Source organism: Ornithinimicrobium cerasi, assembly GCF_003702705.1.
Classification (GTDB): Bacteria; Actinomycetota; Actinomycetes; order Actinomycetales; family Dermatophilaceae; genus Ornithinicoccus; species Ornithinicoccus cerasi.
The window spans coordinates 1-14,908 of the sequence record NZ_QZMN01000013.1 but is presented as its reverse complement, the minus strand read 5'-3'; the positions used below and the strand labels follow the sequence as shown (position 1 = coordinate 14,908).

Sequence of the window (14,908 nt, the reverse complement as noted above, 5' to 3'; positions counted from 1 at the left end):
GGAAGCATGAACCGTCGTCTCACCCGCACTGTCGTCTCGCCTCTGAACAACAGGCTCCGCGCCTGGTCGGCGCAGCCCGAGCGCGGCGACGTCCCGGGCTGGGTGCTCATCACCATCATGACCGCGGGTCTGGTCGCCGCACTGTGGCTCGTCGCCGAGCCGCTGCTCACCGGCATGTTCACCGATGCGGTCAGCAGCGTGGGCGGGTGAGGACGAGGACGGCCACAGCCCTTCGCGCTCACACAGAGCGCGGGTCGGCCGTCTCCGAGTTCGCGATGATCGCCGGTCTTGTCAGCATCCTCGTGCTGGCAGCCGTGCAGCTGGCCTTCGCGCTGCACCTCCGCAACACTGCCACCGCCCACGTCATCGAGGGTGCCAGGCACGGCGCGCGGGCGGACCTCGGCCCTCAGGACGGGGCCCAGCGTGCGCGGGCGCTGATGGCGGGAAGCGTGCCTGGCAGTGGTGGGGGCACGGTGACAGCCACGCGGGCGGTGGTGGGAGGTGTCGAGGTGGTCCAGGTCACCGCACGTCTGGCGATGCCGGTCTTCGGCCCCTTCGGCCCGGCCGGGTCGATGACGGTCACCGGGCAGGCGTACGCGGAGGACCAGTGACCGGCGCCGCCCCCTCCCGCGACCGCCCAGCACAGGGGGCCGCGCGGTGCGGGCTGAACGGGGACCGTGGATCGATGACGGTCGAGGTGGCCTTCCTGCTCGTCCTCCTCGTCGTTCCGCTCTTCTACCTGGTCGGCACGCTCGGCAGAGTCCAGGCGGGCGCCTACGCGGCGTCGGCCGCGGCCCGCGAGGCTGGTCGGGCGTTCGCCACCGCGGACTCCGTCGACGCGGCGCCCGGCCGGGCGCTCGCAGCCGCGGGGCTGGTGTACTCGGCCCACGGGTTCGAGGACGGGGAAGGGTCGGTCACGACCGGGTGCGAGGGGCCGTGCCTGTCCCCTGGCGGACGCGTCGTCGTCGACGCCGCCGTGAGCGTCCCCCTGCCCCTCGTGCCCGACTTCATGGAGGGCGCGGTGCCGACCTCGATCATGCTGACGGCGCGCCATACCGAGCCGGTGGACGAGTTCCGGGAGGCGGGGTGAGGACCGGTACCCCGACCCAGGACGAGGACGGCGGTCAGATCAGCATCCTCCTCGTCGGGCTCGTCGCGGTTGCCCTCACGGTGATCTTCGGCGTCGTAGGGGTCACCTCGGTGCAGCTCGGCCGCATCCACCTCCTGGACGCGGCGGACGCAGCTGCGCTCGACGCGAGCGACGCCCTCGCACGGGACCGGGTGTATGCCGAGGGGCTGGGGGAGGGGATACCGCTCTCGGACGAGACCGTGGTCCAGGCGGCCACGGCCCACCTCGCGGCTCGGGACCTCCCCGCACGGGTCGCCGGATGGAGCGTCGCCCCCGGGACGGGGACCCCGGACGGCAGGAGCGCGGTGGTGGTGGTCACGGGCATCGCCCGGATCCCCGTGGTCAGCCCGGTCCTCGAGCCCTTCGGGGGCGGCGTGACGATCACGGTCACGTCGACGGCGCGCAGCGACCTGGCCGGCCCGTGAGCGAGACTGGGCCGATGCGCGACGTCACTCTGGCGACCTTCGACGCCGTCCTCTTCGACAACGACGGCACCCTGACCGACTCCACGGCGGCGGTGGAGCGCTCCTGGCACGCGTGGGCGGCGCACCACGGTGTTCCCCCCGACCGGCTGGGAGGCTTTCACGGGGTGCCGAGCCGCGGCATCGTCGAGGCGGTCGTGGACCCAGGGGTGGACGTCGCCCAGGCGACGGCCGACATCGACCGGCGCGAGCTCCGGGACGCGGAGGGCGTCGTCGCTCTGCCGGGCGCCGCGGCGGCGCTGGCAGCCGTGGGAGACCGCGCCGCGATCGTGACCTCCGCGGGGCGTGAGCTGGCCGTCCTGAGGCTGGGTGCCGCGCAGCTCGAGCCGCCGGCGGCCTTCGTCACGGCGGACGACATCACCCGGGGCAAGCCGGACCCTCAGCCCTACCTGATCGCCGCCCGGAAGCTCGGGGTCGACCCGACCCGCTGCCTCGTGGTCGAGGACGCGCCGGCCGGCCTGGAGGCGGGCCGGGCGGCGGGAGCGACGACGCTGGCCGTCACGACGACCAGCGCGGCGGGGGCGCTGGAGCCACTCGCCGACCTCGTGGTGCCGGACCTCTCGTCCGTCCTCTTCCTCCGGGACGGGGACGGCATCCGCGTCCGGCTACGCCGGGAACCCGGGTGACGCCGAGGGTTGGTCCGCCGCGGCGCTTGAGGACCCGGGTCGCGCGCTGAAGGGCTCCTCGTGGCCGACCAGGACCGAGCCCCAGGCGGAGGATCCCACCTGCTGCCGGTCGACGACCGGGACCTCGAGCTCGGCCAGGAGCGCCCGCACCCGGGCCTCGAGGTCGTCGGCGACCCGTCGGGCGGTGTCGAGGTCCTGACCGTGGGGGTCCTCGACGTCCCAGTGCACCGCCCGCCTCCCGACCAGGTCGGTGTCCGAGCGGCTGCACCCGATGCAGACGATGACGTCGGCGGCGTCGAGGGCGTCGGCGTGGATGGTCGAGGGCAGCGGGTTGCGCAGCTCCACCCCGCGCTCGGAGAGCACCAGCACCGCGTGCGTGCTGAGCCGGCCCGTGGGGCGGATGCCGGCGGCGCGCACCACGACGGCACCCCCGGAGAGGTGCTCGGCCAGAGCGCCGGCGACCTGGGCACGCCCCTCGCCGTGCTCGCAGACGAAGAGGATCTTGGGCAGCGGAGTCAGGGGGCGGCCCTCCGACCGGGCGCGGGCGAGCAGCTCGTCCCGGGCCCAGTGCTCGAGCAGGGCGGGGATGAACTCCGGGTGCCGGCCCCCGTCCTCGAGCTGACGACGTCCCGCCGCGACGACCGAGCGCACCTCCTCGGCGACGAAACCTGCGCTGAATCGATCGATGAGGTCAGTGGTCACGCGCGCGATGGTGTGCTCGTACAGAGGGCTTCCGGTCCGCATCAGCGTGCCTCCCGCGAGGTGAACAACAGGTTAACGCCAAGTGTACGCGCGGGGGGCTGGCCGGCGCCCAGGGATGCCGGGGTGGGCAACGGGGGTCGCCCGGGGCGACAGGGGGAGGTAGTTACGCTACCGTAGGTTACGCGACCGAAACCTACGTCTGCGTAGGTCGTCCCCGAACCCGAAGGTGCCACCCCGTATGGCCGCTGTCTCCGCCGAGTCCATCGCTCCTCCCCACGACGCGCACCCCGCCCGCCCCGAACCCCGCCGGCCCGTGGTGATCCAGGGCGGCATGGGCGTGGCGGTCTCCGGGTGGCGTCTGGCCCGCGAGGTAGCCGCCGCCGGCCACCTCGGAGTGGTCTCGGGAACCGCGATGGACGCCGTGCTCGCGCGCACGCTCCAGGACGGAGACCCAGGCGGTCACTACCGCCGCGCCCTCGCCTCGTTCCCGAGCCCGACGATGGCGGCCCGCGTCCTCGAGAAGTACTTCGTGGAGGGCGGGAAGCCGAGCGACGCACCATACAAGCCCATCCCCAAGCTCACCCTCGACACGGCGCGTGCCGGCAAGGAGCTGGCCGTGCTGGGCAACTTCGCCGAGGTCTGGCTCGCCAAGGAGGGGCTCGGCCCCCAGGCCGTCGTCGGCATCAACTGCCTGGAGAAGGTGCAGATGGGCACCCCGGACGCGCTGCTCGGGGCGATGCTCGCCGGTGTGGACTACGTCCTCATGGGTGCCGGCATCCCGCGTGAGATCCCGCAGCTGCTGCGCTCCCTCGCGGCCGGGCAGAGGGGTTCGATCACTGCGGACGTGGCTGGCGGCCGGCTGCGTCGGACCATCAGCGTCGACCCCGTCGACCTGCTCGGCGCCGAGCTGCCGCCGCTGCTCAAGCCGGACTTCCTCGCGATCATCTCCGTCGACCAGCTCGCGACCTACCTGCACCGCGACCCCGACATCCGCCCCGACGGCTTCGTCGTCGAGCGCCCGCCGGCGGGCGGCCACTCGGCACCCCCGCGCGGCAAGCTCCAGCTCGACGAGGGCGGCGAGCCGGTCTACGGGGCGCGGGACGAGGCTGACCTCGCCAAGATGGCGGCGATCGGTCTGCCGTTCTGGATGGCCGGCGCCTACGGCACCCCGGAGCAGGTGGCCGAGGCGCTGCGCGCCGGTGCCGTGGGCGTGCAGGTCGGCACTCTCTTCGCGCTGTCGCTGGACTCCGGCCTCTCGCAGGAGGCCCGCGGGAAGCTCCTCGAAGACCTGCGGTCCGGTGAGCTGGAGGTGCGCAACGACCCCCGGGCGAGCCCGACCGGTTTCCCGTTCAAGGTGGCCAGCCTGCAGGGCACGGCGAGTGAGGTCGAGGTGTATGACGCCCGCCCGCGCCTCTGCGACCTGTCCTACCTGCGTCAGCCCTACGAGCGCGAGGACGGCGAGGTCGGCTACCGCTGCGCGGCCGAGCCGATCCACATGTACCTCAAGAAGGGTGGGGCGCCCGAGGAGACCGTCGGGCGCAAGTGCCTGTGCAACGGGCTGATGGCCAACATCGGGCTGGGCCAGCACCGCAAGGACGGCTATGTCGAGGACCTCCTCGTGACCCTCGGCCAGGACCTCGCCGGTGCCTACGAGCTCATGCGGCGCCACACCCAGGGCTGGCGCGCCGTCCAGGCGCTGCAGTACCTCCAGGAGCACCTGCCGCAGGTGCGGCTCGCGTCCGTCTGAGAAGGCTCGCCGTCAGGTCGCGGCTACTCGCCCGTCTCCCCGTCGATCGCCTCGCGCAGCAGGTCGGCGTGCCCGTTGTGGCGGGCGTACTCCTCGATCATGTGCACGAGGATCCACCGCAGGGAGACCGCCGCCCGCCCGCCCCAGGCTGGGGAGGTCTGGCCCAGACCGTCCGACCGTCCGCCCAGCAGGCGCGCGGTGACCTCCCGCGACCGTCCCACCGACCGCTCCCAGGTCGTGCGCAGCGTCACGGCGTCGTCCTCGAGCGCCGAGTGCCACTCCCAGTCCTCGTCCTCGTGCCAGTCGACGTCCGTCCACGGCTCGGGCATCGGCGCCCGGCCCGCGGTGTGCGTGAACCAGTGGTCCTCCACCCAGGCGAGGTGCTTGAGGAGGCCCGCGAGCGCCATACCCGTGGGGTGCAGCCGCCGGCGGAGCGCGTCCTCCGCCAGCCCGCGGGTCTTCCACCCCAGGGTGGCCCGCTGGTAGTCGAGGAAGCCCAGCAGCGTGGCCGCCTCCTCCGCCGCCAGGGGCGGCTCGGGGCGGCCCTGCTCGTCGACTGCCGGCTCGCTCACGGCGGGGACGCTACGGCAGCGGTATGCCGTACGCCACCGGTTTGCCACGGCGGCTCCCCGGCGGCCGTCGCGTAGGCTAGATCCTCGTGGCCGTGGACTTCGAGAACGAGATCAAGCACCTGCGCTCGACCATGTCGTCGGTGCGTGAGGTGACCGACCTGGACAACCTCCAGGCCCAGATCAGCGACCTGGAGGCGCAGGCCTCGGCGCCCGACCTGTGGGACGACGTGGACAAGGCCCAGCAGGTCACCTCGACCCTGTCGCGCGCCAAGGCCGAGCACGACCGGGTGACGGGCATGGAGACCCGCATCGGCGACCTCGAGGCGCTCGTCGAGCTGGGTGTCGAGGAAGGTGGGGAGGAGGGCCGCGGCGTCCTGGTCGAGGCGGAGAAGGAGCTGGCCGTCCTGCGGCGCGACGTCGAGCTGCTCGAGGTCCGCACCCTGCTCAACGGCGAGTTCGACGAGCGCGAGGCCGTCGTGACCATCCGCTCCGGCGCCGGTGGCGTGGACGCCGCCGACTTCGCCGAGATGCTCATGCGGATGTACCTGCGCTGGGCCGAGCGGCACGGCTACCCCACCACGGTCCTGGACACCTCCTACGCGGAGGAGGCCGGGCTGAAGTCGGCGACCTTCGAGGTGAAGGTGCCCTACGCGTTCGGCACCCTCGCGGTCGAGGCGGGCACCCACAGGCTCGTGCGGATCAGCCCGTTCGACAACCAGGGGCGCCGGCAGACCAGCTTCGCGGCCGTCGAGGTCATCCCCCTGATCGAGCAGACGGACAGCATCGAGATCCCCGAGAACGACCTGAAGATCGACGTCTTCCGTTCCTCCGGACCTGGTGGCCAGTCGGTCAACACCACCGACTCGGCCGTCCGGATGACGCACATCCCCACCGGGACGGTCGTGTCCATGCAGAACGAGAAGTCCCAGATCCAGAACCGTGCCGCCGCGCTCCGCGTCCTGCAGTCCCGCCTGCTGCTGCTCAAGAAGGCCGAGGAGAGCGCCACCCGCAAGGAGATGGCGGGCGACGTCAAGGCCAGCTGGGGCGACCAGATGCGCTCCTACGTGCTGCACCCCTACCAGATGGTCAAGGACCTGCGCACCGGCCACGAGGTGGGCTCGACCTCGGCCGTCCTCGACGGTGACATCGACGACTTCATCGCGGCGGGCATCCGCTGGAAGCGCTCCGCCGAGAAGGCGGCCGGCTGACCGTGACGGCGGGGTATGGCGAGACCGTCGCGCTGCTGAGGCACCCGGTCACGGCAGGCGTGACCCGTGACCTCACGTGGCGCCGGGCACAGCTCCGGGCGCTGCGCGCCCTGGTCGTCGAGCACGAGGACGAGCTGACCCGCGCCGTCGTCGCGGACGTCGGCAAGCCCGCGCTGGAGGTGCGCCTCACCGAGCTCTCCTTCGTGGTCCAGGAGATCGACACCCTGCTGGCCAACCTCGCCCGCTGGACCGCGCCCCGGCGCGTCCCGCTGCCGGCCACCCACCTCCCCGGGTCGGCAGCCGTGCACCTCGTGCCCAAGGGCGTGGTCCTGATCATCGGGCCCTGGAACTACCCCGTCCAGCTCGTCCTCGCACCGCTCGCCGGAGCGCTCGCGGCGGGCAACACCGTCGTCGTCAAGCCGAGCGAGCACGCCCCGACGGTGGCGGCGCTCCTCGCCGAGCTGGTCGGACGGCACCTCCCGGCGGACGCCGTGCAGGTGGTGACGGGCGGGGTCCCCGAGACGACGGCCCTGCTGCGGGAGCGCTGGGACCACATCTTCTTCACGGGGTCCTCCGCCGTCGGTCGCGTCGTCATGCGCGCCGCCGCCGAGCACCTCACGCCCGTGACCCTCGAGCTCGGCGGCAAGTCGCCGACCTTCGTCGACGGCACCGTCGACCCGGACCTCGCCGCCCGCCGCATCGCGTGGGGCAAGTTCACCAACGCGGGGCAGTCGTGCGTGGCGCCGGACTACGTGATGGTCACGCCGGACGCACGCGAGGGCCTCGTCGCCGCGCTGGACGCCGCGATCGGCGACTTCTTCGGGGACGACCCCAGCGCCAGCGCCGACCTGGGGCGGATCGTCAACGACCACCACCATGCCCGCCTGGTGGAGCTGGTCGGGGCCTCCGGCGGGGTCGTCACCACCGGTGGCGGCCACGACGTCGACGACGGGCACTACCTGGCCCCCACGGTCCTGACCGGGGTCGCCCACGACTCCCCGGTGATGGCGGAGGAGATCTTCGGCCCCGTCCTCCCGGTCGTCGAGGTGGCCGACGCCCGGGCCGCCGTGGACCTCGTCAACGCCCGGCCGCGTCCCCTGGCGCTCTACGTCTTCTCCGACGACGCGGCCACGCGTCGGCTGTTCGAGGAACGGACCACCTCGGGCGGCCTGGCCCACGGCGTGCCCCTCATCCACCTCGCCGTGCCCGGCCTCCCGTTCGGCGGGGTGGGGGAGTCCGGCATGGGTCGCTACCTGGGACGCGCCTCGATCGACGAGCTCAGCCACCACCGCTCGGTGCTCAGCAAGCCGCTGCGCCCCGACACCCTCGCGGCGATCTACCCGCCCCACCCGACCTGGAAGGCGTCCATGATCCGGGGTGTGATGGCGCCGCTGGGCCGGGGACTGCGCGCGAGCGAGGTCCCCGCCCTCGTCGCGCGCAGCATCCGCGGCGTCTCCTCGCGCCTGCGGGGCGTCGGCTGAGCGGACCCGTCGCGGTGGGGTCCGGCGCCTCGCCACGACCCGAGGTTGCACGGACCCACGAGTCACATCCGTTACCGTGAGTCACGGCCGTCCCCCCTGCCACGGAGAACACCGCACCCGATGATCACGCTCGAGCACGTCAGCCTGCGCTATACCAAGGGCGACCCCTGGGCGCTGCAGGACGTGGACCTGGACGTGACGCGCGGGGAGTTCTGCTTCGTGGTCGGTCAGTCCGGCTCCGGCAAGAGCTCGCTGCTGCGCCTGGTGATCGTCGAGAACGCGCCGACCCTCGGCCGGGTCCTGGTGGCGGGCCACGACCTCGGGCAGCTGCCACGTCGGCGCGTGCACGTCCTGCGTTGTCAGATCGGCACGGTGTTCCAGGACTTCCGGCTCCTCTCCGGCAAGACCGTCTCCCAGAACGTGGCCTACGTCCTGCAGGTGCTCGGTGCGCCCGGCCACGAGATCCGTCAGCGCGTGCCGGAGACGCTGGCCCTGGTCGGTCTGGAGAACAAGGGCAAGCGGCTGCCGCACGAGCTCTCCGGCGGTGAGCAGCAGCGCGTCGCGATCGCCCGGGCTATGGTCAACAAGCCCCCGATCCTCCTGGCGGACGAGCCGACCGGCAACCTCGACCCCGACACCTCCGCGGAGATCGTCGCGATCCTCGAGCGCATCAACCGCTCCGGCACGACGGTGCTCATGGCCACGCACGACACCACCATCGTCGACCAGTTCCGCAAGCGCGTGGTGCAGCTGCACGAGGGCCGGGTCGTCCGCGACCAGGCCGAGGGAGGCTACCGCGAGGTGGTGCGGTCGTGAGGCCGGGCTTCCTCCTGGGCGAGATCGGCAACGGGCTGCGCCGCAACGTCTCCATGGTGGTCTCGGTCGTGCTCGTGACGATGGTCTCCCTGTTCTTCCTGGGCATCGGGCTGCTGGCCCAGCAGCAGGTGAGCACCGCCAAGGGCTACTGGTACGACCGGGTGCAGGTCTCGATCTTCCTCTGCACCCCCGACAGCACGGACGTGGCCTCGTGCGCCGGCGGGGCGGTCACGCAGGACCAGCGCGACCAGATCGCCGCCGACCTGGAGGGCCTGGACCCGCTCGTCGCGGAGGTCTACTACGAGTCCAACGCCGACGCCTACGAGCGCTTCCGCGAGCAGTTCCGCAACTCCCCGGTGCTGGACTCCATCCCGCAGGAGGCCATCCCCGAGTCCTTCCGGGTCAACCTGTCCGACCCGAGCAGGTACGAGGTCATCCGCCAGGCGTTCGAGCAGGCTCCCGGCGTGGAGAGCGTCGAGGACCAGCGTGAGGTCGTCGACAAGCTCTTCACCTTCCTCGGGGTCCTCAGCGTGGGGGCGCTGGCGCTCGCCGTGGCGATGGTCGCCTGCGCGGTGCTGCTGATCTCCACGACGATCCGGCTCACCGCGTGGAGCCGGCGTCGGGAGACCGCCATCCAGCGGATGGTCGGCGCGTCGGCGTTCTCGATCTACCTGCCGTTCATCCTGGAGACCGTGCTCGCGACCCTGCTGGGGGCGGGTCTGGCCATCGCCCTGCTGTGGGGCACGGTCCGGTTCGGGATCACCGGCTTCCTGTCCGAGCTGCTCGCGGGGGAGAGCGGCCTGATCAGCCTGGTCGGGGAGCGCGACCTGTGGCTGATCACCCCGTTCCTGGTCGGCGGGGCACTCCTGCTGGCCGTGCTCACCGCCTGGACGGCCCTGCGCCGTCACGTGAGGGTCTGAGGAGAAGTCATGAGCGAACCCCGCCGCACCCCCGCCGAGCCCACCACCTCGCGTTCGCGCGCCGTCCGGCGTCGGGCCCGCGCCGCGGTGGCGCTGGCGCTCGCCGGTGCCCTCGTGGGCGGCCCGGCGCTCGCGGACGACCTCGACGACATCCGTCAGCGCATCCGCGAGGTGGAGCAGCGGGAGAGCCGGACCTCGACCGACAAGGGCCGGTCCCAGGAGGCGGCGGCCGACCTCGGCGAGCACCTCGAGCACACCAGCGCCGAGCTGGAGGCTGCGGACCGGCGGCTGCAGGAGACGACTGCGAAGGTCACCGCCGCGCGGGTGGTGCTGGAGGAGGCGGAGGCGGACCTGGCGGACGCCGAGGCGGAGGCGGAGCGGATCGAGGCGGAGCTGGCCGTCGCCCGGGCCAACGAGGCGAGCATCCAGGAGTCGCTGCAGGTCAACGAGGAGCAGCAGCAGGAGAGCCGGACCACCGTCGGGGCGATCGCGCGCGACAGCTACAAGCAGGGGGGTATGGGGTCGCTCGCCACCACCCTGGAGCTCCTCTCGGGCGAGGCGGACGCGGTCGACCGGATGGCCATGGCGCGTACCGTGCTGCGCGTCCAGGACCAGCAGATCCGGGCGCTGGCCACGCAGGAGGCCCAGGGCGTGGCCGAGCAGGACCGGCTCGCCGGGGTGCGTCAGGACATCGCCTACCTGCTGGCTCAGGCCGAGGCCAACGTCGTGGCGATGGAGCTCGCGCGGACCGCGGCCGAGGAGGCCAAGGTGGCGCTGGAGGCGCTGGAGGCCCAGCAGGTGCAGGACAAGGCCGCCCTGGAGGCCGAGAAGGCCAAGGTGGAGAGCGAGCTGAAGGCCGAGCAGGAGCGCTCGGACCAGCTGACCGCCGAGCTGGCGGAGCTCGCTGCCAGCAAGCAGGAGCTCAAGGGCGAGGAGCAGGCGGAGGTCGAGCGACTGGCGGAGGAGGCCCGGCGCAAGGCGGCCGAGGAGGCGCGGCGCCAGGCCGAGGAGGAGGCCCGTCGCCAGGCGGCCGAGGAGGCGGCGGCCCGTGCGGCCGCCGAGGAGGCCGCCCGCCAGCAGGCCGCCGAACGGGCGGCGGCCCGGGAGGCGCAGCGTCAGCGGGAGGTGGCCGCGGAGGCGGAGCGTCGTCGTGACCAGGAGGCCGCGGCGGAGGCGCAGCGCCGGGCGGAGGCGGCACAGGCAGAGGCCGACCGCGCGGCCCAGGCAGCTCGGGACGCCGCAGCCCGGGAGGCGGCTGAGCGCCGGGCGGCCGACGAGCGGGCCTCCCGCGACGCGGAGCGGGAGCGCGAGGCAGCAGTCCAGGCCTCGAGCGGCTACCTCTCCTACCCCATGAACGCCCCGACGACGAGCGAGTTCGGCAACCGGCTCCACCCCATCCTCGGGGTCTGGCTCCTGCACTCGGGGCTCGACTTCGGGGCGCCCTGCGGGACCCCCGTCACCGCGGCGTCCGACGGTGTGGTCTACGGGACGCTCTACGACGACAGCCGCGGCAACTATGTCGTCGTCGACCACGGGGTGCAGCGCGGCGTCAACCTGACGACGGCCTACCTGCACCTCGAGAGCTTCGCGGTGTCCTCAGGCCAGAGCGTGTCCCGCGGGCAGGTCGTCGGCTACGAGGGGACGACCGGCTCCTCGACCGGCTGCCACCTGCACTTCGAGACCCGGGAGAACGGCACCCCCGTCAACCCGCGCACCTGGCTCTGACCGGCGTCTCGCAGCGGCACCGCCCGCCGGGACAGCTCAGCGTCGGCGCTTGAGGTGCGCCGACATGGCGCGGTCGGCCTCGCGGCGGTCCTGCCGCTCGCGCAGCGTCTGCCGCTTGTCGTGCAGCTTCTTGCCCTTGGCCAGGGCGATCTCCACCTTGGCGCGCCCGTCCTTGAAGTACAGCGACAGGGGGATGATCGTGTGCCCCGCCTGCTCGGCCTTGCTGACGAGCTTGTCGATCTCCTCGCGGTGCAGCAGCAGCTTGCGCCGACGCCGCGCGGAGTGGTTGGTCCAGGTCCCCTGGCTGTACTCCGGGATGTGCACGCCCTCGAGGTAGAGCTCACCGCCGTAGCTGATGGCGTAGCCGTCGACGAGCGACGCGCGGCCCTGTCGCAGCGACTTCACCTCGGTCCCGGTCAGCACGAGCCCGGCCTCGACGGTGTCCTCGATGAGGTACTCGTAGCGGGCCTTCTTGTTGCTCGCGATGAGCTTGCGACCGGTGTCCTTGGGCATGGCCGACCCAGTCTAGGCGAGCCCGAGGTATGCCGTCTCCCGGCTTTCCGCCGCCTGCGCCCCCGGTTGCCCGGCCCGGCCGGCCCCGGCAGGGTGGGGTGCACGCGCACGACATACCCCGACCCGGAGGAGCGAGATGACCACCGCACGAGAGATCATGACCGCGCAGATGCACACCGTCACGGAGGACCAGAACCTGGTCGAGGCCGCGGCGCTGATGCGCGACCACGGTGTGGGCGCGCTGCCCGTCCTGGGGTCGGACGGTGGGCTGGTCGGCATCGTCACCGACCGTGACATCGTCGTGCGAGGGGTGGCGGACGGCGCCGACCTGGCCGGCATGACAGTCGGTGCGGTGGCCCACGGGATCGTGTCCACGGTGGCGCCGGACGAGGACGTCGACCGGGTGCTCGACACGATGGGGGACCAGCAGATCAAGCGGCTGCCCGTCGTGGAGGAGGGCCGGCTCGTCGGGATGATCAGCGAGTCGGACCTGGCCCGGCACGTCGCCGACGACAAGGTCGCCCACTTCGTGCAGATGGTCTACGGGCGCGGCTGAGCCCACTCACGGTCGCCGGCCGGGCTGCCGTAGGACGCGCTCCTGCTCCACCCGCCGCTGCACCACGGAGGGTCGGGCGAACAACCACATGCCCGCGAGGGCGAACATCGCCGGGATCACGTAGACCGTCACGTTCATCGGATCGCTCACGACGGCCAGGATGAGACCGAGGATGGCGGGCGCCTCGACGAGCGAGGTCCGCATCACGACGACCGGTTGGACGACGGCCGTCGTCGACGCGCCCGGAGCCGTCGCGGTGGGCACGGGGCTGAGCACCACGAGCAGCCAGGCACCCGCGGTGGCCAGGACGACGACGAGCAGCATCCACAGGGGCGGCGTGAGCAGCTCGGCGCCGATGAGGACGAGCACCACGCCGATGAGCACCAGCCCGAGAGCCATCGACGCGACGATCGTGCCCAGCGCGCGCTCGGCGGGTTGCGCCCTACCGCCCTTCGACTGGCCGTCCGGAGCGAGTGTCATGGCCAGAACCCTGTCACACGCCGCGGCGAAGACTCGTCGTCCGTGCGGGAATCTGCGTGGCCACCGAGCCGTTGACCCCGTAGAGTGAGACGTCGGCCGGGCACCAGCCTGGCGACCTTGACAACTGCACAGCGTGAGACACCCCCACGGGGGTGATCGGTTTCGACGTCGTTCGGCATTTCAGGGGAAGCGGGTCGAGGATGCAAGGTCATCTCGTCAACGCTCCTTGCGAAACCAATAGCTGCCAATTCTTCGCGCAGCGACTTCGCCCTCGCCGCCTGACGGCGGGCTCGAAGTCTGTCAGCCTGAGGTTGTCCTCGACTCAGGACCTGGCATCAGCTAGAGGACTTGCTGCACCGTCAGGTCACGGGACGGTGCGGGACTGCTACGTGGCTGGGCCTGTCAGGGAACGTGTGCGCGCGAGCCCTGGGGCCGAGAAAATCCGTAGCGCACTGCACCCGGAGAAGCCCTGGTTTCCCGGCGACGGACGCGGGTTCGATTCCCGCCACCTCCACCCACGTGTCTCACGCTGTGCGAGTCGTCGCACGTCAGCCCCCGTTTTCCGCACAACCACGCGGAATTCGGGGGCTTCGTCGTTGGAGCACGTCCGAGCAGATGTAGGCTCTTTTCAGCACCCGACTTGTCACAGGGTTGTCACAAGCCTTCGGAGGGTGAGGAAGTGGGTAACTAGCGCGTGAAAGAACCCAAACTGCCCAGCGGCATCACCCTGTATCGGGGTCGCTACCGAGTTCGACTCCATCGCGAGGGCAGGACGCACGCCCTTGGCGTGTACGACACCCTCACAGACGCGCGCGCCGCGCTGGACATTGCTCGAGCCGAGTCTGCGCGGGGCCTCTTTGTAGCGCCGTCAGCGCGTCGCGCGGCGCGGAGGATGCAGGATGAGCAGACCGAAGCCGAGGCCCTTACGCTCAAGGAGTGGTCAGAGGTCTGGTTGGCACGGCTGGAGGCCAACCCTGACCGGTCGCGGGCCACCGTTCTCTCCTACAGATCGGTCATGAAGAACCACCTCTGGCCCGAGCTCGGAGAAGTTCGCCTGCAGGATCTGACGACGCAGCAGGTCGCGGACCACCTGGCACTTCTGGCGAGCCGCCCCAGCAAACGTCACCCCCGGGCCAGGGTCAATGGTGTGACACCCAACGTGGTGATCGCGCTCCGCTCCTGCCTCAACGCCGCGGTCAAGGCCAAGGCAGGAGGCCTGGAGTCGTTCACCTTTCCCGAGGCGCCCAAGCACCGCCGGGTCCGCCCAGAGGACGAGCACGGAGACGTCGCCACCCCCGAGGAGGTCCGGGCCATGACTCAGGCCATGCCCGAGCGCCTGCGCATCGCTGTACCGCTCGCAGCGTGGTGCGCCCTGAGGCTGGGGGAGGTGCTCGGGCTGGAACGTCGAGACCTCGAGCACCTCGACGACCCCGAGAAGGCTGTTCTGCACGTCCGCCGCCAGTTCAACGTCAAGGCGAACACGCTCACCCCGCCGAAGGCCGACAGCGCCCGGACCATCGCCATCCCTGCCGCGTTGCTGCCCGCTCTGCGTCAACACCTGGATGCCTACACCCCCGCCGCTCGAACCGGCCCCGTCCTGGCCGGGCCATCGGGCCAGCGCATCTCCCAGACAACGCTGGATCGACACTGGAGAGCCGCCCGAGCTGAGGCCGGGCGTCCCGGCTTCCACTTCCACAACCTCCGGCATACGGGTCTGAGCGCGTATGCCGTGCAAGGGGCGACCCTGGCCGAGCTGCTGCACAGGGGCGGCCACACGGACGTGACGGTCGCGCTGCGCTATCAGCACGCGACGGCGGCCCGGGACAGGGCGCTGACCGAGCGACTGAGCAGAGAGATCGCCCTCTAACCTGGCCTCCGTAGCGGTCGTAGAGGTCGGCGGCCCAGGGGTTGGCGTGGCGGCTGTCGCCGGCGAAGTCGGTGACGGCGTCGC

The 14,908-nt window shown here is 72.0% G+C and carries 17 protein-coding genes and 1 other RNA gene; 14 read left to right on the top strand and 4 right to left on the bottom strand.

Features of this window, described 5'->3' with window-relative positions; genetic code table 11:
- The first annotated feature begins 6 nt into the window (after window positions 1–6).
- The 5 genes from D4B81_RS18560 (at window position 7) to D4B81_RS14420 (ending at window position 2,237) form a co-directional block, all read left to right on the top strand.
- The gene (locus D4B81_RS18560; protein ID WP_122263365.1) at window positions 7–210 is read left to right on the top strand and encodes a hypothetical protein; all 204 of its coding nucleotides are present in this window, start codon (window positions 7–9) and stop codon (window positions 208–210) included.
- Window positions 207–611, top strand: coding sequence for a TadE family protein (locus D4B81_RS14435; RefSeq protein ID WP_237566019.1), 405 nt, complete (start codon window positions 207–209; stop codon window positions 609–611). The genes D4B81_RS18560 and D4B81_RS14435 overlap by 4 nt, the downstream gene beginning before the upstream one ends.
- Window positions 612–685: 74 nt before the next feature.
- Window positions 686–1,090 (top strand): pilus assembly protein, encoded by a 405-nt coding sequence (locus tag D4B81_RS14430; protein WP_122263363.1) that lies wholly within the window; start codon window positions 686–688, stop codon window positions 1,088–1,090.
- Complete coding sequence (locus D4B81_RS18200) at window positions 1,087–1,554, top strand: pilus assembly protein TadG-related protein (protein WP_161965182.1); 468 nt, start codon at window positions 1,087–1,089, stop codon at window positions 1,552–1,554. The genes D4B81_RS14430 and D4B81_RS18200 overlap by 4 nt, the downstream gene beginning before the upstream one ends.
- 14 nt (window positions 1,555–1,568) lie before the next feature.
- Complete coding sequence (locus tag D4B81_RS14420) at window positions 1,569–2,237, top strand: HAD-IA family hydrolase (RefSeq protein ID WP_122263359.1); 669 nt, start codon at window positions 1,569–1,571, stop codon at window positions 2,235–2,237.
- Here the strand turns inward: D4B81_RS14420 and D4B81_RS14415 are convergent.
- Entirely contained in the window at window positions 2,217–2,981 is a 765-nt protein-coding gene (locus D4B81_RS14415) for an arsenate-mycothiol transferase ArsC (RefSeq protein ID WP_122263357.1), read from the bottom strand. The two genes, D4B81_RS14420 and D4B81_RS14415, sit on opposite strands and share 21 nt — an antisense overlap.
- Before the next feature lie 196 nt (window positions 2,982–3,177).
- On the opposite strand from D4B81_RS14415, the gene D4B81_RS14410 reads away from it, so the two are divergent.
- Window positions 3,178–4,686, top strand: a complete 1,509-nt coding sequence (locus D4B81_RS14410) for a beta/alpha barrel domain-containing protein (RefSeq protein WP_122263355.1) — start codon at window positions 3,178–3,180, stop codon at window positions 4,684–4,686.
- A gap of 23 nt (window positions 4,687–4,709) precedes the next feature.
- Here the strand turns inward: D4B81_RS14410 and D4B81_RS14405 are convergent, their stop codons facing one another.
- Window positions 4,710–5,258, bottom strand: a complete 549-nt coding sequence (locus tag D4B81_RS14405; protein WP_122263353.1) for a DinB family protein — start codon at window positions 5,256–5,258, stop codon at window positions 4,710–4,712.
- A gap of 86 nt (window positions 5,259–5,344) precedes the next feature.
- Between D4B81_RS14405 and prfB the strand changes: the two genes are divergently transcribed.
- The 5 genes from prfB to D4B81_RS19185 all read left to right on the top strand — a co-directional run bounded on the left by prfB (window position 5,345) and on the right by D4B81_RS19185 (window position 11,408).
- Window positions 5,345–6,466, top strand: coding sequence for a peptide chain release factor 2 (gene prfB / locus D4B81_RS14400; RefSeq protein WP_097187953.1), 1,122 nt, complete (start codon window positions 5,345–5,347; stop codon window positions 6,464–6,466).
- A gap of 2 nt (window positions 6,467–6,468) precedes the next feature.
- Window positions 6,469–7,947 (top strand): aldehyde dehydrogenase family protein, encoded by a 1,479-nt coding sequence (locus tag D4B81_RS14395; protein ID WP_202613707.1) that lies wholly within the window; start codon window positions 6,469–6,471, stop codon window positions 7,945–7,947.
- 120 nt (window positions 7,948–8,067) lie between these two features.
- Window positions 8,068–8,763, top strand: a complete 696-nt coding sequence (ftsE, locus tag D4B81_RS14390; RefSeq protein WP_122263349.1) for a cell division ATP-binding protein FtsE — start codon at window positions 8,068–8,070, stop codon at window positions 8,761–8,763.
- The gene (gene ftsX, locus D4B81_RS14385) at window positions 8,760–9,683 is read left to right on the top strand and encodes a permease-like cell division protein FtsX (protein WP_122263346.1); all 924 of its coding nucleotides are present in this window, start codon (window positions 8,760–8,762) and stop codon (window positions 9,681–9,683) included. Before ftsE ends, ftsX begins: the two co-directional genes overlap by 4 nt.
- A gap of 9 nt (window positions 9,684–9,692) precedes the next feature.
- A complete protein-coding gene (locus D4B81_RS19185) occupies window positions 9,693–11,408 on the top strand; it encodes a peptidoglycan DD-metalloendopeptidase family protein (protein ID WP_122263344.1) in 1,716 nt (571 codons plus the stop codon).
- A 36-nt stretch (window positions 11,409–11,444) separates the two neighbouring features.
- Here the strand turns inward: D4B81_RS19185 and smpB are convergent, their stop codons facing one another.
- Window positions 11,445–11,921, bottom strand: a complete 477-nt coding sequence (gene smpB / locus D4B81_RS14375) for an SsrA-binding protein SmpB (RefSeq protein ID WP_122263342.1) — start codon at window positions 11,919–11,921, stop codon at window positions 11,445–11,447.
- 136 nt (window positions 11,922–12,057) lie between these two features.
- On the opposite strand from smpB, the gene D4B81_RS14370 reads away from it, so the two are divergent.
- On the top strand, window positions 12,058–12,477 hold the full coding sequence (locus D4B81_RS14370; RefSeq protein ID WP_122263340.1) for a CBS domain-containing protein: 420 nt from the start codon (window positions 12,058–12,060) through the stop codon (window positions 12,475–12,477).
- Window positions 12,478–12,483: 6 nt separating this feature from the next.
- Here D4B81_RS14370 and D4B81_RS14365 read toward each other — a convergent pair whose 3' ends face one another.
- Window positions 12,484–12,957, bottom strand: a complete 474-nt coding sequence (locus tag D4B81_RS14365) for a hypothetical protein (protein WP_122263338.1) — start codon at window positions 12,955–12,957, stop codon at window positions 12,484–12,486.
- A gap of 148 nt (window positions 12,958–13,105) precedes the next feature.
- Between D4B81_RS14365 and ssrA the strand changes: the two genes are divergently transcribed.
- Both ssrA and D4B81_RS14355 read left to right on the top strand, forming a co-directional pair.
- Window positions 13,106–13,474: a transfer-messenger RNA gene (gene ssrA, locus D4B81_RS14360) on the top strand.
- Between the two features lie 270 nt (window positions 13,475–13,744).
- Window positions 13,745–14,824: a tyrosine-type recombinase/integrase gene (locus D4B81_RS14355; protein WP_122263336.1), complete on the top strand. Its 1,080-nt coding sequence runs from the start codon at window positions 13,745–13,747 to the stop codon at window positions 14,822–14,824.
- The last annotated feature ends 84 nt before the right edge of the window (window positions 14,825–14,908 follow it).